The following is a 15,763-nucleotide window of genomic DNA, read 5'->3' on the forward strand; positions in this document are numbered from 1 at the left end:
ACACCTTTAAACCCAATACAAATCCATTGTGGGAGCTAGCCTGCTAGCGATGGCTGCTTAACATTCGACGAAGATGTTGAATGTCAGGCCGCTATCGCTAGCAGGCTAGCTCCCACATTGGTTTTTTGTGAACTTTGAGATCAGCGCAAGGCTTTCAACAAGTCTTGCAACTGGCTGATCCCGGCCTCACCGAGTGGAAACACCGGTAACCGCGGATCGCCTACTTCCAACCCGGTCGCACGCAATCCCGCCTTGATCGTCGCCGGCAAGCCACCCTTGAGGATGAAGTCCAGCAGCGGCAATTGGCGATAGAACAGTTCACGCGCCTTGCCCAGATCGTTAGCCAGAACCGCCTCATACAAATCAAGATTGAGCTGCGGGATCAGGTTCGGCGCCGCTGTGCACCAACCTTTCGCACCCGCCGCGAACGCTTCCAGCGCCAGCGGGTTGCAGCCGTTGTAGAACGGCACCCGACCTTCGCCGAGCAGTTGCAGTTTGTGCATGCGCTGGATGTCGCCGGTGCTCTCCTTGACCATGGTCACGTTCTCCACGGCGTTGACGATCCGCAGGATCAGGTCCACCGACATGTCGGTGCCGCTGGTGGCCGGGTTGTTATAGAGCATGATCGGGACGCCGATGCTTTCGCCGATGGCGCGGTAGTGGGCGAGGATTTCCGCTTCGCTGAGTTTCCAGTAGGACGTCGGCAGCACCATCACCACATCAGCCCCGTGAGCTTCGGCGAAACGCGCGCGGCGCACGGCTTTGGCGGTGGTCAGGTCGGACACGCTGACGATGGTCGGCACGCGCTTGGCCACATGCTTGATGCTGAATTCGCTGACCTGATCCCATTCTGCGTCGCTCAGGTAAGCGCCTTCGCCGGTGCTGCCCAACGGTGCGATGGCGTGGACGCCGCCGTCGATCAAACGGTCGATGGAGCGCCCGAGCGCGTCGAGGTCAACGCCTTCGCCATTGGCGGTGAGCGGGGTGATGGTGTAGCCGATGATGCCGTGAATGGTTGGGGTCGACATGTTGTGTCTCCTTCAGAAAATGATCGGGTTCAGTTCAGGCAATCGGCGTGTTGACGCAGGTTCTGCCGGGCGTAGTAGTTGAAGGCAGCGCCGTGGCGCTTGGGTTTCGAGATCCAGTCATGGGCTTCGCGGCCCAGCTCCGGCAGGATCGGCTTGATGGTCCCGGCACTCATCGCCAGCAGTTGCAGCTTTGCGGCGCGCTCGATCAACTGAGCGATGACACAGGCTTCTTCGATGGTCGTGCCGGTGGACAACTGGCCGTGGTGCGACAGCAGGATGGCCCGTTTGTCGCCCAGGGCGCCGGCGATCAAATCACCTTCTTCGTTGCCCACCGGTACACCCGGCCAGCCTTCGAGAAACGCGCAATCGTCGTAGAGCGGGCAGAGGTCCATGTGGGAAATCTGCAGCGGCACCTCGAGCATCGACAGTGCCGCGACGTGAGTCGGGTGGGTGTGAATGATGCAGTTCACGTCGGGCCGGGCGCGGTATACCCAACTGTGGAACCGATTGGCCGGGTTGGGCATGCCGTGGCCTTCGAGCACTTCCAGGTCTTCGTTGACCAGCAGCAGATTGCTCGCGGTGATCTCGTCGAAACCCAGTCCCAATTGTTGAGTGTAATAGGTGCCCGGCTGAGGGCCTCGGGCGGTGATTTGCCCGGCCAGGCCGGAGTCGTGACCATTCTCGAACAGAATCCGGCAGGTCAGGGCCAGCTTTTGCCGGTCGGTCCACGTATTATCCGCCAGGGTGTTTTGCATCTGGGTCAGCGCTTGCTTGACCAGTTGCGCTTTGGGTAGTGCTAAGGTCTTGGCCATATCGGTGTCCTTGGGTGGTTCATGCAAATGACACTAAAGAGGCTATATGACACATTGTGTCATTGGCAAGGGCGAATCGTCGCCTCCTTGATGGATTAATCGTTCTTCATGTCTATCCGTTTGAAATTACTGAGAAAAAAACTTGGCGTGACGTTGGAGGCCCTGGCCGAAAAATCCGGCATGACCAAGAGCTATCTGTCGAAAGTCGAGCGTGGGCTGAATACCCCGTCGATCGCGGCGGCCCTGAAACTGGCCAAGGCGCTGAACGTGAAGGTCGAGGAGTTGTTCTCCGAAGACAACATCAGCCTCGACAGTTACAGCCTGGTGCGCAGCGACGAACGCCAGTCCCTGGCGGCCAACGATGAAAGCCCCGGCTACGCGGTGCTGGCCCACCAGGTCAGCGAGCGCAGCCTGCTGCCGTTCATGATTTATCCTCCGCGCGAATTCGCGGATAAAACCTTCAAGGAACACTTGGGGGAAGAGTTTCTGTTTGTCCACGAAGGGCAGGTAGAAGTGGACTTCATGAACGAGCGCGTGCTGCTCAATCGCGGCGATGCGCTGCACTTCAATGCGCAGAAACCGCACCGGATTCGCTCAGTGGGCGAGGTTCAGGCGCAGTTGCTGGTGGTGGTGCATAGCGCTGAGGAATAAAGTCGCCAGGCTGTTGTGGCGAGGGAGCTTGCTCCCGCTCGGCTGCGAAGCAGTCGTAAAACCTGACAATGCGTTTTCTCTGAAAGAATGCAGGGGCCGCTTCGCAGCCCAGCGGGAGCAAGCTCCCTCGCCACAGGTTCGGTGTTCGCTTCAGACCTCGACGGGAACTGTGAGCTTCGGGTTGCCGAGCGCATGGGTCTTCGAATCAAAAAACCGCAATTCTGACCCCGTCCCCTCAAACACCTTCGCGTAATGCCGCTTCTGATGCTGAATAAACGCCTTGCTGCGCGGGTAAATCGAGATCGCCACCACCTTCGGTTTCGCTTGGCGCAACGCATGGATGATGTGGCTGTCCTGCTCGCCCAGGGCATGCCCGAACAGGCACAACCCCTCGCCATGGCTCAGTAACTGGTCGTAGCAAAACGACAGATAATCCGAGCTGCGAATGGTCTTGAGCTTGTCCTGCGCCGGCCCCTCATTGATGAACAGCGGCACATCATCCAGGGTCTTGATTGTATTGTTGATGGCGAAACTGCCCAGCAACGTGCCTTCGGTCGACATCAGCTTGCGCGCCGTGCCGTCCTGATTGCGCACCAGATGCAGGCCACCGTGCAGGTACAGCAAACGGGTTTTATCGGTCGCCGTGACGCTCAGATCAAAACCCGGTTCTGCACCCTGGAACAGATCGGTGATGGCATCAGGCTGATGCTGGATTGCCCAGTAGTTGAGCAAGTCGTAATTGGTGGTGAACACCGTTCGATAGCGGCCGAGCTCCTGACTGATGGCGGCCAGGGTCGACGGCACCACCAGTCGCCATGGGATGTGCACCGCGTGAACCGTGTTGATCAGCGCTTCCTTGATCGCGTAGTAACGATTGCGCGGCGCGGCGGAGCTGACGGCCAGGGCCTTGTTGACCCGGCTGGTGGTTTTCAGCGCACTCAGCACCTGTTCGAAACTGCGCGTCTGCATCGCGTCAAACACGCTCAGCTCAGACTGGCTCAGGGGTTTTTCTTCGACGGTGCGGGCGTTTTCGAACAGCGAGTCGTAGCCGAAGTCGTCCCACACTGCACGGCTGGCGCCGTTGCCCACCAGCAAGCCGCTGAACGAGGCGGTGGCGCGCAAGGCGTTCCAGTCTTCAAGTTGGGCATCAACATCCTGGAAATCGGTCATTGCGATTCAAAGTCTCAAAGCAAGTGGTCTGATGGGCGGCGACTTTATCACGACGGGGACTTGAGCCAGATCAAGTTACGGCGTAACCGAAAGGTCGATCCTGTGGGTACCCGCTGGATCGGCGCTGCCGATTCGGCCCCAGCCAGGAGAGTCGCCCATGAGCAGCACGTTTTTCATCCCTTCCGTAAACATTATGGGCAACGGATGCCTCGACGAAGCCATGGACGCCATTCGCAAGTACGGCTTTCGCAAGGCGCTGATCGTCACCGACGTCGGGCTGGCCAAGGCCGGTGTGGCGAAGATGATTGCTGAAAAACTGGCGATGCAGGACATTGACTCGGTGATCTTCGACGGCGCCAAACCGAATCCGAGCATGGCCAACGTCGAGCGCGGCCTGGGCCTGCTCAAGGAAAGTCGCTGTGATTTCGTGGTGTCGCTCGGAGGCGGTTCGCCCCATGACTGTGCCAAGGGCATCGCGTTATGTGCGACCAACGGTGGGCAGATCCGCGACTACGAAGGCGTCGACCGATCGACCCAGCCGCAACTGCCGCTGATCGCGATCAATACCACCGCCGGCACGGCCAGCGAAATGACCCGTTTTTGCATCATCACCGACGAATCGCGCCACGTGAAAATGGCCATCGTCGACCGCAACGTCACGCCGCTGCTGTCGGTCAATGACCCGGCGCTGATGGTCGCCATGCCCAAGGGCCTGACCGCCGCCACCGGCATGGACGCACTGACCCACGCCATCGAAGCCTATGTGTCCACCGCAGCCAATCCGATCACCGATGCCTGCGCACTGAAAGCCATCACCTTGATCAGCAGCAACCTGCGCCTGGCCGTGCGCGACGGTAGCGACATGGCCGCACGGGAAAATATGGCCTACGCGCAGTTCCTCGCCGGCATGGCGTTCAATAACGCATCCCTGGGTTATGTCCACGCGATGGCTCACCAGTTGGGCGGCTTCTACGACTTGCCGCACGGCGTGTGCAACGCGGTGCTGCTGCCCCATGTGCAGAGTTTCAATGCGCTGGTGTGCGCCCCGCGCCTGACCGATGTCGCCCACGCAATGGGCGCCGATATCCGCGGCTTAAGCTCGGAAGAAGGCGCTCAAGCGGCGATCATGGCGATCCGCAGTCTGTCCCGCGACGTGGAGATTCCCGCCGGTTTACGTGAACTTGGGGCCAAGCTCAACGACATCCCGACGCTCGCCACCAATGCGCTGAAAGACGCCTGCGGCCTGACCAATCCACGGGTGGCGGATCAGCGCCAGATCGAGGAGATTTTCCGCAACGCGTTTTAATCGGTTTGACGACCGCGCGCGAGCATCACGCAGAGCATCGCGCCCAAGGCCAGCAAGGTGCAAAACAGGGACAGTGGCCATGCTTGCTGGCTCGCGATCAGGCTGGCAATCGCGCCGATGATGGCGGCCATCAGTTGGTGAATGAAACCGCTCAACGCCATCGCATAAGCCCCACCGACCGGTGAGCCGTCGTTGGCCAGGGATAGACTGATCGGGTAGTTCAAAGACTGCCCGAACACCGCAAAGCAGTACGGCAACCAGAACAGCAGCGCAACGGAGGTGCCCGCGATGCTCCCCAGCAACATCACCGCGCTGCCGCCCAATACCAGGCCCACGCCCACGGTCATCAGCCAGCGTTGACCGGTGCGAAGCACGAAAGCATTGACCCCCAACGCCCCCAGAAAATACGCCGCGCTGATCGGCCAGCCCAACAGCCCGTATTCCACGGCCGACCAGTTGAAGGGACCTTGCAGAATCAGCGGCGCCGCGGTGTTGAACGCAATGATCACCCCATAACCGAGGCCGCCGGCAAGTGCCGGCAACAGGAAGGCTCGATCACGCAGAATGCGCCTGTAGCTCGGCCAGGCGGACGACTGAACAGGCTCCTCGTTCAGCACCGTGAACGTGACCCGCGCCACCACCATCGCCATCAACAGGCTCACGCCGCCCAACAGATAAAAAATCGCCGGCCAGCCCAGCGCCACCTGAATGATCGACCCCAGGTACTGGCCGATCCCCAGCGCCACTACAAAAGAAATCGATAGCCAGGACAGTGCCTTGGCCAGCAGGTCTCCGCGGAAACTGTCGCGGATCAGTACCCGCGCCATGACCGAAATCCCGCTGGCGCCAATCCCCTGGACCAGTCGCCAGAACAGGAACGTTTCAAGCGTCTGGCCCAAGGGCAGGGCAAGGTTACCCAGCCCGTAGATACCGAGTGCGGCGAGCAACACCGGTTTTCGGCCAATGCGCTGACCCAGGCTGCCCCAGAACAACATCGGCAGCGCCATTCCGATCAGGTACACCGCCAACCCCCAGGACACCTGTGAGGCGTCGGCGGACAGATCCCGGGCGATGTCTGGCAGCGCCGGCAGGTAAATGCTCATGCCCAGTTGGGCGAGAAACACCGTACTGCAGGTGACGAGGAGCGTGGTGCTGCTCTTCATTGAGTCTTCCTTGTGTTTCAGAAACCGACGTCCCCGTCGTGGGTGCGTAAAGCTACATCAAGTGGCGCGACTTTTTCAGCAGGGCGACATCGACCCTCTCAACCAGACAACAAAAACAATCGGACACCCAAAGGAAGTCCGCCAGGAGAAAGCACCATGAGCCTCAATTTCGTCTGGCATAACAACTGATTGAGCGAATTCATCGAGCCGGGGATAGTGCGTGGCTGAAATCACTCGCTATAAGTGCATAAGGAGCAAGGAAATGACATTGAGGTCTGGATTGATCGGTTGTGCTGTCGTGTGCAGTTTCCTGGTGACCAGCGAAGCACTGGCGAGATGTGAAAAGCCGCCGCTTTCGAGCGAGTTCGGATATTCAGTGTGCAAGGACTGGCCAGCCTATCCGGGATTGTCGATTACCGCGTTGTCGCAACTTGAGTCCCGGCCTTCGTCTGATAGCTCTGGCCGCGATGGGATTTACGATCTCAACCTTGCCTTGGTTTCTACTGACGGGTTGAAGCCCGTGGCGACGTATCATCGCGCATCCGTTTTTGAGTCGGATGCGATTGCGTTGGAAGACCTGCAACTCGACACCGCGCGATACAAACTCACTTCCGATTTGCGCGCGTTTGGTGTGCGAGTTTTGTTCAAAGGCTCATCACGCATCAATCCATTCGATCAAACGTTGCTATCGCTCTACGTGAAAGACGGTGAAATGGTGCGTCCGGTCATGGATCGGTTGATCACCTATCAATACAGCGGCGAATGGGATGGCAACTGTGCCGGTGAGCGTTCGGAAGTCGTTCGAACCGTCGAAATCGGCAGAACCGGCTCACATGGTTTCACAGACCTAATCGTCAAATCGGTATCTACCACTATGGTTGGGAACGGTGAGGGCGAGGCATGTGAATCCAGATCAACGACAGCAAAACCCGTGATAACCACTTTGCGTTACGACGGTAAACAATATGTAGTCCCCGAAGCTCTCAAAGGTTTATGACCCATGCTCACCGGCCTCAACCACCTGACCCTGGCCGTCACCGAACTGAACCGCAGCGTGGCGTTCTATCAAGAGCTGCTGCAACTGCGCCTTGAAGCCTCGTGGGACACCGGCGCCTATCTTTCGCTGCCGGGTTTGTGGCTGTGCCTGTCTGTTGATCCGCTGCGCAGCTCGGAACCCGCTGCCGATTACACTCATTACGCCTTTACCATCAGCGCATCGAATTTCCCGTTATTCGTCGAACGCCTGCGATCCGCCAACGTACAAGAATGGCGCGACAACCGCAGCGAAGGCGCGTCCTTCTATTTCCTCGACCCGGATGGCCACAAGCTTGAAGCCCACGTCGGAGACCTGGCGTCTCGGCTGGCAGCCTGCCGTGAACGCCCGTACGCGGGAATGAAGTTCTTCGACGATCAGTCAGTCGATATTCTCAGGACCTGATATAGACTTGCGCCCATTCACCAAATAGTTAAACGGACTTTCAATGACCCCATCGCTGCTAATGGCTGTTCTCGCCTCGGGTTTTATTTATGGCATCACACCGGGGCCGGGCGTATTGGCGGTGTTCGGGATTGGCGCGGCGCGGGGACGACGGGCCGGGGCGGGGTTTCTCTGTGGGCATTTGCTGGGGGACGTGGTCTGGTGCAGCACGGCGCTGATTGCGATCGTCGGTGCACGGGAAATCGGCAGCACGGCGTTTGATGTGCTGGGCGTGCTCAGCGGGCTGTACCTGTTTTGGCTCGGTTTGCGCGCCATACGGGCGAAGCGCAGCAGCGCCGATGCCCCTCAAGGCCCGGCTCGCCAGCCCTTTTGGCACGGCATTCTGTTTGGCCTCACCAATCCCAAGGCCTACCCCGTGGCGGTGGCGACGTTCACTGCGCTGCTGTCCAGCCGTGCGGAATTGCTGCACTGGTCAATGCTGCCGTGGTTGATTGTCTTGAGCTTTGTCGGTGGCCTCATGGCCTACGCTATCCTCATTGGCATCGTCGGTGCGCGGCAAGTTCGCACCTTGTATCAGCGCCATGAACTGGCGATCACCCGGTTATGCGGGGTGATGTTTATCGGTTTCGCCATCAACGCCCTCGCTCATGCGCTGCCGGGGCTGGTGACGAACAAGGCTTGAGGTTGAGCGCACGGATGCGTCAGTTGTACTGATCGGTCAGGGAGGGTTCTTTATTGCTGCATTGTCCGGATACGCTCATCGCACTATGGCAACCAGAAATTCCGCGCCGTTGGCGAGCTACATCGATCTCTTGCTGGACGCCGTCTGTGCGGTCGATAAACAAGGTCGCTTCGTATTTGTCAGCGCGGCCTGCGAGCGTATTTTCGGCTATACCCCGAACGAGTTGATCGGCCAGCCGATGATCGACCTGGTGCATCCCGCAGATCGCCAGCGCACCCTGGACGCCGCGCGCGAGATCATAGGCGGCGAGCCCAAGCTCAACTTCGAAAACCGCTACCTGCGCAAGGACGGCGCGGTGGTGCATATCCTGTGGTCGGCGCGCTGGTCTGAAGTCGATCAGTTGCGCATTGCCGTGGCCCGGGACATCACCGAGCGCAAGCAGGCCGAGTCCCGGCAAGCGGCGTTGTACGCGATCTCCGAGGCGGCCCACGCGGCGGAAGATTTGCTGGCGTTGTTCAAGCGCATCCATTTGATCATCGGCGAATGGCTGCCGGCGCTGAATTTCTCCGTGGCACTGTATGACGAACATTGCGCGCAGCTGAATTTCCCGTACCACGTCGACGACCATGAACTGCAACCCGAGCAGCCCGGCACCATGACCGGGCGCCTCTGCGCCGAAGTGATTCGCAGCGGCCAGCCGATTTTGCTGAGCCTGGACCAGGACCCTCTACCAGAAGGGTTTGAGTTGCCGGTCACCGGGCAGGAGTCGCCTTGCTGGCTGGGTGTTCCGCTGAGTTCGCAAAATGGCACCATCGGCGCGCTCATCGTCAAAAGTGTACCGGGTGGCGAGCGCTACACCGAGCAAGACAAGGAATTGCTGCAATTCGTCTGCGCCCAGGTCGCGACCGCGATCGAGCGTAAACAATTACATGCCCGACTGCAGCGCATGGCGCAGTACGATCAACTGACCCAACTGCCCAACCGGGAGTTGCTGCGTGACCGGCTCAACGAGTCATTGACGTTGGCTCGCGCGGATTCCGGGCGGATGGCATTGCTGTACGTCGACCTCGACCGTTTTAAGGAAGTCAACGACACCCACGGCCATGCGGTCGGCGACATGCTGTTGCAAGCGGTCGCCAATCGGCTCAAGGGCTGCGTGCGCGAGACCGACACGGTGGCGCGCATCGGTGGGGATGAGTTTGTAGTGTTGTTGCACAGCATCCACGCGTCGGAAGATGCTGACAACGTCGCGGGAAAAATCCGTCAAGTACTGGCGCAACCCCTGCGCCTGGACGGGAACAGCGTTAACATCCAGCCGAGTATTGGCGTTGCGCATTACCCCGAGCACGGCACCGAGGAAAAGCAGCTGTTCCGGCATGCCGATGAGGCCATGTACGCGGCCAAGCGCCAACATCACCAGCGGCTCGGCGCCTGAAAAATCGGCCACCGTTCGTCGCGGCGATTTCATTTTTTCTAAACCTTTGCGGTGATCGAAATTCAGATTCTATGCGGGCTCCTGCTCGCCGCGATCATCACCAAGAGGTAGAGAATCATGCCTAACTCAAGAAACTCGAACTCGGGAAACTTCGCCAACGATCGAACGAAGGCGTCTGAAGCCGGTCGCAAAGGTGGGAAAACTACCACTACGACCGTCGATAAAGACCCTGCGAAACCCGATATGGGCCGCAAAGGTGGTCAGAAGTCGAAGTAGTCGCAAGGTGGTTTTGATTGAGAGGCGGGGGCGAAAGCTCCCGCTTGAATTTTTATAGAAGGAGGGCGCGACCATGAGCCGGATGGCCACCCGATTACGCACCGCTAGTTTTGTCACGTTACTGGGCCTGTTTGCCAACAGTGCCTTCGCCCAGTCGCCCGCCGAATTCATCAACGATGCGTCGGCCAAAGGCATGGCCGACATCGAAGCCAGTCGCGTGGCGCACCAGAAAACCGAATCCAAAGAGGTCAAGGACTACACCATCGTGGTCATTAATGACCGCACGACCGCCAACCAGCACCTGGCGAAAATCGCCAAGCAACTGGATTTGCCGGTTGCCCCTCGCGAAGAAGTGGTCGACAAGGCCAAAGCCTTGATGCCGGAAGTGAAAGACGGCACATCCTTTGACCAGGCGTATACCGCCAGTCAGGTGAAGACGACCCAGGAAGCCATCGAGCAGCTTCAACAGGTCGCTCAGACAACCGACGTGCCGGAAATCAAAGCCTTTGCTGAGGAAACCTTGCCCAAACTGCAGAACCACCTGGAAATGGCCAGAGCGTTGCAAGCCAGTCGCTAGACCAGGCGGTTAACGGTGCTGAACGCAAACGGCGCGTGATTCACATCACGCGCCGTTTTGTTTGTGCTCAGCACTCATTCAAATCCTGTTTGCGCTTGCTCGAAGCCGCCAGCCCTGCCAGCCCATGCACGTCTTTTTCGCCCATGGCGCGATAGTGTTTACGCAGCGCCTCCAGTTGCTTGAGGTCCAGTGCCTCAAGCCCCAGCATCGCGTTCTGCGCTTCCTTGTTTACCCGCAGCAACTCATCGATTTTCAAATGCAGGATGTCGGTGTCGCGGTTCTGCGTGTTCTGGATCAGGAACACCATCAGGAATGTAATGATGGTGGTTGAGGTGTTGATGATCAGTTGCCAGGTGTCGTTGAAATCAAAAATCGGCCCGCTCATCCCCCACAGCGCAATCAGAATCAAGGCCCCCATGAACGTCTTGGGACTGCCGGCCCACAGGGCGAGTTTCTGCGAGATTTTTGCGAATTTCATTGCCGTGTTCCTTATAGGGATGCGCCTGATTTTCAGACAGCGACGGCGGGTTGAAAATTCTACTTACATTTCTGTGCTCATAAAAAAACGCTCACTCAAAACCTGTTCGCTGCGCCAACTTCAAGTGCGGCGAGTTCAGGCAATAGACAGATATGAGCTGTTACAGGATCAGAGGGCCACGCAGGCGCTGGGCTGGGAAGGTGGACGGTATGTCGCGGTTCATGGCCACTGGGTGGCGGAACGACCGGGCTATCGTTATGTGCATCCGCACTGGGAGCAGCGAAATAATGGCTGGTGTTGGCAACGAGGTGGCTGGGTCAACTGACATCTTTCGCCATAGGTCGGATAGGGCAGGGCGCGCCGGTCGAGGTATCGTAGCGAACCGGTTGTGCGCCGCTGGCCACAACAACGCACCGACAGGAGAACGCAATGAGTTGGTCCGCCAGACAATACGTCGCTTTTGAAGATGAACGCACCCGCCCGGCCCGTGATTTGCTCGCGGCGATTCCGCCGGTGGATGCGCGCACGGCCATCGACATCGGTTGCGGCCCCGGCAATTCGACCGAGTTGCTGGTGGAGCGCTTCGCCGATGCCACGGTGCGTGGCCTGGACAGTTCGACCGATATGATCGAGGCCGCCCGCAAGCGCTTGCCTCAGGTGCAATTCGACACGGCTGACATCGATACCTGGAACGAAACGGGGCCGTTCGATGTGATTTTCGCCAACGCGGTGTTGCAGTGGGTGCCTGACCACGCGACGTTACTGCCTTCGCTGGCCGCCCGACTGACCGATGGCGGCAGCCTGGCCATTCAGATGCCCGATAACCTCAACGAACCGTCCCATCGCCTGATGCGTGAAGTCGCTGCCGATGGGCCGTGGGCCAGCAAATTGGCGGACGCAGCCGGGCAACGCACGGAAATGGCGAGTGCCAGCGATTACTACTCGATGCTGCGACCGCACTGTGCGCGAGTCGACGTGTGGCGCACCACCTACCATCACCCGCTCGCGGGCGGCGCTTCGGGTGTGGTCGAGTGGTTCAAGGGCAGCGGCTTGCGGCCGTTTCTCGATCCGCTGGATGAGGCGGAAAAAGCGCAATACCTCAAGCAGTATCAAGCTGCAGTTGAGCAAGCGTATCCGGCACTGAGCGATGGTTCGGTGCTGTTGCCATTTCCGCGCTTGTTCATCGTCGCGACACGCTAGGGCAAAAAGGGACGGATAACGCCGAACGCTATCTGTCCCTTTGTCTGGCACTCAAGTATTCAAAAATAAACGAAGCAAAGCCGAACAACCCAATCATCGAAATGATCATGATCCCCAACTCTGAATTGTCCATGTCGATCTCTAGGTGGTAGGTGAGCCTGGAGCATAAAGTATCAGCGGACAGGCCCACCGCAGCGCTACGGCTTCTTTACCGGCTTGCAGGCATCTATACGCAAACTATACGAGTACCCGGCACGACACTCAGCGTTGGGCACTGACCAGCATCATCATCGGTCGCTCCCGCTCTTCGGCCAGGGCCGGTTGTGCTGCCACCTCAGCATCAGTCGGTCCCCATTCGTTGACATGCCGGATGCTGAAACCTGCGCCAATCAGCGTATTGAGCAAAGTGCCGATGGTGCGGTGCTGTTTGATCACGCCTTCGGCCAGCCAGTTCGTCACCCGCTCACCTTCCCGTTGATAACTGTCCAGCGGCCAGCGCTTGTTTCCTTCGCCATCAATCAGCCAGCCAGGATTGCGTGGAGCCATGAAGATCGGGTGTTCGATGGAAAATACGAAGCGTGAGCCGGGTTTAAGGGCTGTTTGGATTTTGGCGAACAGGCCCGGGAGATCCTTGATGTAGTGCAGCGCCAGGGAGCTATAGACGAGGTCGAAACTGGCTGCGGGAAGGTCCAGTTGTTCCAGATCGGCGCGGGCGTACTGGATATTGGTTGTCGACGTCGTCTTGCGTGCCTGCTCCAGCATTTTTTCCGAGACGTCCAGACCGAGCACGTTGTCGGCGCCGGATTCACTGGCCCAGCGGCAGAACCAGCCGTAACCGCAGCCGAGGTCTACGACCTTCAGGCCCTGCATGGGTGGCAACATTGCTTTTAGGGCAGGCCATTCAGGGGCTGCGTCGAGGCCGCCAATGGAGCGGGGCATTTGGCTGTAGCCCTGGAAAAATGCTGGGTCGTCGTAGATGTTTTGATTCATGTTTGGGTTGCTCGGTTGAGATCGTTCACGGGCGGCACCTGATGTGCGGCCGATTGGGTTCCCTCGGAGAGTGATGGCGCGTGTTCGTCGATGGCCGCGCAGGGAAGAGGGTGGTTGAAGATAGGGAGATGCTAGCGGGTTGGGCGGGGAGGGGGAACGGGTTGAGCGTTGGGGATTTGTAAGCTCGATTTCATGACAAACCGGCGATCCATAACAATGCCAGGTAGTTAAGCGTGACACCGAACCTGTGGCGAGGGAGCTTGCTCCCGTCGGGCTGCGCAGCAGTCCTTTTTTTGGGGCCGCTTCGCGACCCAGCGGGAGCAAGCTCCCTCGCCACAGTAATACATCGCTCGTGCGATCTTTTACTGACCAATGTTAGCCGGTCATGACCCGCAAAGGGCGCCAAGAACGGCGCCCCCATTTTACGTCAGAACTATTCCGCATCCATGCGTCGAGCAATGACATCAAGCACATCGCAACCGTCGCGCAAAGGCACGCAGCACAGCAGTGCAAAGTCGCTGAGGATTACCGTATCGGTGGTAATGTCGCCTCGCATTGCGAGATTTTCGAGGATCTGCGTCACGGCCCTGATTCTGTAACTGGCGGTGCTGAGCAGTGAATGCAGGGGTTGGGTGGTGTTGACGTAGAGCGAGGGAAGATCGTCGGCGTTGCTGGTTAAAGCCATGTATTCGTTCATGAGTAGAGCTCCATTGGGTTAAGAGGTCTACCACTCAATCGTCGCCAAACGAAAAGGGTGGCAGCTGTACGCAGGTTGGCGAACCGGACAATGGACAACCCGGCAGACCCGAAGGTCTCCCGCGCACAGCCACCAAAAAGCAGGCAGCTAAGTGCTTTAAAGCGATCCGAAAACTGCTCGGAAGCTTTTGTTCATTGGATCGAGTCGCCAAACCCGAAGCGCCATTTTGGCGCCGGCTCGACTATAGGCCTCGATGCAAATGGACAGCAATGCGCAAGTCTACGGACAATTCCCACCGTCGTGTAGGACCTTGCCTTTCTGAAAGTCGGCTTCGCTAGAAGCCCCGAAAGATGGGCAATTGGTACTGAATTTGGCCGCGACCGAGACCATTAATGGATTGAGAGAAATGATGCGAGAAAGCTTGAGGCAAAAGATGATCGAGGTTTGCAACAAGAAAATGGAGCAGAAGGGGCCGACTGTCGGACTCTCGTTCTACGCTTTCTTTGCAAACAAAAATGATGATCCCGTGCTTTTAATGGAAGCCGCCCAATGGTGGATCGCTGAGCACAAGCTCGACCATTTTGAAAAGGCCGTAAAAATAAAGCAGATGGTAGAGCGGAAAGACTAGGAGCGCTGGCGCAGTCTGTCCCGTCCTGGCAATGATTTACGCCTGTACGCAGATTTCTGCCACATCCTCAGCAGGAAAAAATCACCTGAATCCCACCCAGAAAAAAACCGGCCATCAAGGACCGGTTTTTTGTCAGGGCTGCACGTCAGGCAACACCCGCAAGCAAACTTTCGTAAGGTATCCGCAACCCGTCGTGTAGACGTTTGATCATCGACAAGCTCAGTTTGCGCTTGCGGTTCAGCACTTCGGATACGCGCCCGCTCGTCCCAATGAAGGGTTCCAGGTCGCGAGGGGTCAGCCCTTGCTGTTCCATACGAAATTTAATGGCCTCAATCGGATCGGAGGGCGGCATTGGGTAATGCTCGTCTTCGTACTTTTCGATGAGCAGCGCCAGAATTTCCAGCTCATCACCTTCAGGCGAACCAATGTCTGCCCCCCACAGTTGCTCTATACGAGCAAATGCAGCGGTCAGATCTTCCTGGCTGCGAATCGGTTTAATGTCCATTACACGGTCTCCGCGTTGATCTGATCATATTGGGCGTGGGTGCCGACGAATCGTATGAAACCAAGCTGTCGCAGATAGTCGATTGCCAGAATCGCTCGATATTTGTTGCCGCCGATGTTGAATACAACCCTGCCGCCCTTGAGGATGCTCGCCGTTCTCAGCTCCGCCTTGACCTCTTGTGGCGTGCGATAAATGGCTTTTTCCATATGTCGATACCATTCAACAAGCGGTGTTTCGGCGTCAGTGTAAGCCGGACTGCTTTCCCAGAATTCCCGCAAGGTCCCTTTTGCAATCACACGCACCGCACATCCTCCCGTTTTGGGAGATAGTAGTCTTCGCTCAAGAGAGATGCAACGTCACTGTGCCATGCCGCAATGGTTCGCAAGGGGTTTGAAACCAACTTGCAATGATGAAATCTGTTAATGAGGCAAGAAACGCTAACAAAACATCACTTTTGCGCGAAAACGCTAAATTCCGCCTTGAAACACAAAACCCCAGACACAAAAAAACCGGCCATCAAGGCCGGTTTTGTCATTACCTGCATCCCCCGTCAAAAAACAACGTGAGAAAAAATTCGATTGGAGCGGGTGAAGGGAATCGAACCCTCGTTATCAGCTTGGGAAGCTGGAGTAATGCCATTATACGACACCCGCTCAGAGCGGCTGACTTTGTACCAGATGTGCGCGTGGAAATGAAGTTTTTCTTTGTGTGCGATGCGTTTGGCGCA

19 protein-coding genes, 1 tRNA gene and 1 pseudogene are annotated in these 15,763 nt (G+C 57.9%); 11 read left to right on the forward strand and 10 right to left on the reverse strand.

The annotated features are described in order from the left end of the window. Positions 1-140: 140 nt before the first annotated feature. Positions 141-1,028, reverse strand: coding sequence for a dihydrodipicolinate synthase family protein (locus ACA051_RS07180; RefSeq protein ID WP_497374117.1), 888 nt, complete (start codon positions 1,026-1,028; stop codon positions 141-143). Between the two features lie 29 nt (positions 1,029-1,057). Beyond that, on the reverse strand, positions 1,058-1,840 hold the full coding sequence (locus ACA051_RS07185; protein WP_497374119.1) for an aldolase: 783 nt from the start codon (positions 1,838-1,840) through the stop codon (positions 1,058-1,060). 108 nt (positions 1,841-1,948) lie between these two features. Here ACA051_RS07185 and ACA051_RS07190 point away from each other — a divergent pair, with 108 nt between their 5' ends. After that, the gene (locus tag ACA051_RS07190) at positions 1,949-2,491 is read left to right on the forward strand and encodes a helix-turn-helix domain-containing protein (protein WP_497374121.1); all 543 of its coding nucleotides are present in this window, start codon (positions 1,949-1,951) and stop codon (positions 2,489-2,491) included. A 150-nt stretch (positions 2,492-2,641) separates the two neighbouring features. Here ACA051_RS07190 and ACA051_RS07195 read toward each other — a convergent pair whose 3' ends face one another. Continuing rightward, positions 2,642-3,661, reverse strand: coding sequence for a DUF4917 family protein (locus ACA051_RS07195; RefSeq protein WP_497374123.1), 1,020 nt, complete (start codon positions 3,659-3,661; stop codon positions 2,642-2,644). A 157-nt stretch (positions 3,662-3,818) separates the two neighbouring features. Between ACA051_RS07195 and yiaY the strand changes: the two genes are divergently transcribed. Then, on the forward strand, positions 3,819-4,967 hold the full coding sequence (gene yiaY / locus ACA051_RS07200) for an L-threonine dehydrogenase (protein ID WP_497374125.1): 1,149 nt from the start codon (positions 3,819-3,821) through the stop codon (positions 4,965-4,967). Here yiaY and ACA051_RS07205 read toward each other — a convergent pair. After that, positions 4,964-6,130, reverse strand: coding sequence for a multidrug effflux MFS transporter (locus ACA051_RS07205; RefSeq protein WP_497374127.1), 1,167 nt, complete (start codon positions 6,128-6,130; stop codon positions 4,964-4,966). The genes yiaY and ACA051_RS07205 overlap by 4 nt on opposite strands. Positions 6,131-6,392: 262 nt before the next feature. On the opposite strand from ACA051_RS07205, the gene ACA051_RS07210 reads away from it, so the two are divergent. From ACA051_RS07210 to ACA051_RS07235, 6 genes are all read left to right on the forward strand, one after another. Beyond that, positions 6,393-7,127: a PA3715 family protein gene (locus tag ACA051_RS07210; protein WP_497374129.1), complete on the forward strand. Its 735-nt coding sequence runs from the start codon at positions 6,393-6,395 to the stop codon at positions 7,125-7,127. A 3-nt stretch (positions 7,128-7,130) separates the two neighbouring features. Further along, the gene (fos, locus tag ACA051_RS07215) at positions 7,131-7,568 is read left to right on the forward strand and encodes a fosfomycin resistance glutathione transferase (RefSeq protein ID WP_497374131.1); all 438 of its coding nucleotides are present in this window, start codon (positions 7,131-7,133) and stop codon (positions 7,566-7,568) included. A 43-nt stretch (positions 7,569-7,611) separates the two neighbouring features. Beyond that, positions 7,612-8,250 carry a LysE family translocator gene (locus ACA051_RS07220; protein WP_010462451.1) on the forward strand — a complete coding sequence of 213 codons (639 nt, stop codon included), beginning with the start codon at positions 7,612-7,614 and terminating at the stop codon, positions 8,248-8,250. 85 nt (positions 8,251-8,335) lie between these two features. Beyond that, positions 8,336-9,685 (forward strand): sensor domain-containing protein, encoded by a 1,350-nt coding sequence (locus ACA051_RS07225; protein WP_497374133.1) that lies wholly within the window; start codon positions 8,336-8,338, stop codon positions 9,683-9,685. Between the two features lie 117 nt (positions 9,686-9,802). Further along, positions 9,803-9,961, forward strand: coding sequence for a KGG domain-containing protein (locus ACA051_RS07230; protein ID WP_010462447.1), 159 nt, complete (start codon positions 9,803-9,805; stop codon positions 9,959-9,961). 73 nt (positions 9,962-10,034) lie between these two features. Next, the gene (locus ACA051_RS07235; protein ID WP_497374135.1) at positions 10,035-10,538 is read left to right on the forward strand and encodes a DUF4142 domain-containing protein; all 504 of its coding nucleotides are present in this window, start codon (positions 10,035-10,037) and stop codon (positions 10,536-10,538) included. Positions 10,539-10,605: 67 nt separating this feature from the next. Here the strand turns inward: ACA051_RS07235 and ACA051_RS07240 are convergent, their stop codons facing one another. Then, the gene (locus ACA051_RS07240; protein ID WP_497374137.1) at positions 10,606-11,016 is read right to left on the reverse strand and encodes a low affinity iron permease family protein; all 411 of its coding nucleotides are present in this window, start codon (positions 11,014-11,016) and stop codon (positions 10,606-10,608) included. Between the two features lie 193 nt (positions 11,017-11,209). Here ACA051_RS07240 and ACA051_RS07245 point away from each other — a divergent pair. Beyond that, positions 11,210-11,341: pseudogene (locus ACA051_RS07245) on the forward strand (YXWGXW repeat-containing protein); the annotation flags it as partial. A 104-nt stretch (positions 11,342-11,445) separates the two neighbouring features. Further along, positions 11,446-12,216 carry a trans-aconitate 2-methyltransferase gene (tam, locus tag ACA051_RS07250; RefSeq protein WP_497308868.1) on the forward strand — a complete coding sequence of 257 codons (771 nt, stop codon included), beginning with the start codon at positions 11,446-11,448 and terminating at the stop codon, positions 12,214-12,216. Positions 12,217-12,477: 261 nt separating this feature from the next. Here the strand turns inward: tam and ACA051_RS07255 are convergent, their stop codons facing one another. Then, positions 12,478-13,206, reverse strand: a complete 729-nt coding sequence (locus ACA051_RS07255) for a class I SAM-dependent methyltransferase (protein WP_497308870.1) — start codon at positions 13,204-13,206, stop codon at positions 12,478-12,480. 433 nt (positions 13,207-13,639) lie between these two features. Beyond that, complete coding sequence (locus ACA051_RS07260; RefSeq protein ID WP_497308872.1) at positions 13,640-13,903, reverse strand: short-chain dehydrogenase; 264 nt, start codon at positions 13,901-13,903, stop codon at positions 13,640-13,642. Positions 13,904-14,309: 406 nt separating this feature from the next. Between ACA051_RS07260 and ACA051_RS07265 the strand changes: the two genes are divergently transcribed. Then, positions 14,310-14,531: a DUF6500 family protein gene (locus ACA051_RS07265; RefSeq protein WP_497308874.1), complete on the forward strand. Its 222-nt coding sequence runs from the start codon at positions 14,310-14,312 to the stop codon at positions 14,529-14,531. 145 nt (positions 14,532-14,676) lie between these two features. On the opposite strand, the gene ACA051_RS07270 is transcribed toward ACA051_RS07265, so the two are convergent. The 3 genes from ACA051_RS07270 to ACA051_RS07280 all read right to left on the reverse strand — a co-directional run bounded on the left by ACA051_RS07270 (position 14,677) and on the right by ACA051_RS07280 (position 15,689). Next, entirely contained in the window at positions 14,677-15,036 is a 360-nt protein-coding gene (locus ACA051_RS07270; RefSeq protein ID WP_010462431.1) for a helix-turn-helix domain-containing protein, read from the reverse strand. After that, a complete protein-coding gene (locus ACA051_RS07275) occupies positions 15,036-15,338 on the reverse strand; it encodes a type II toxin-antitoxin system HigB family toxin (RefSeq protein WP_497374139.1) in 303 nt (100 codons plus the stop codon). Before ACA051_RS07275 ends, ACA051_RS07270 begins: the two co-directional genes overlap by 1 nt. Before the next feature lie 277 nt (positions 15,339-15,615). Then, positions 15,616-15,689 (reverse strand) — tRNA-Gly (locus tag ACA051_RS07280). Positions 15,690-15,763 lie beyond the last annotated feature (74 nt).

The sequence above is a fragment of the Pseudomonas sp. LBUM1669 genome (assembly GCF_059695705.1).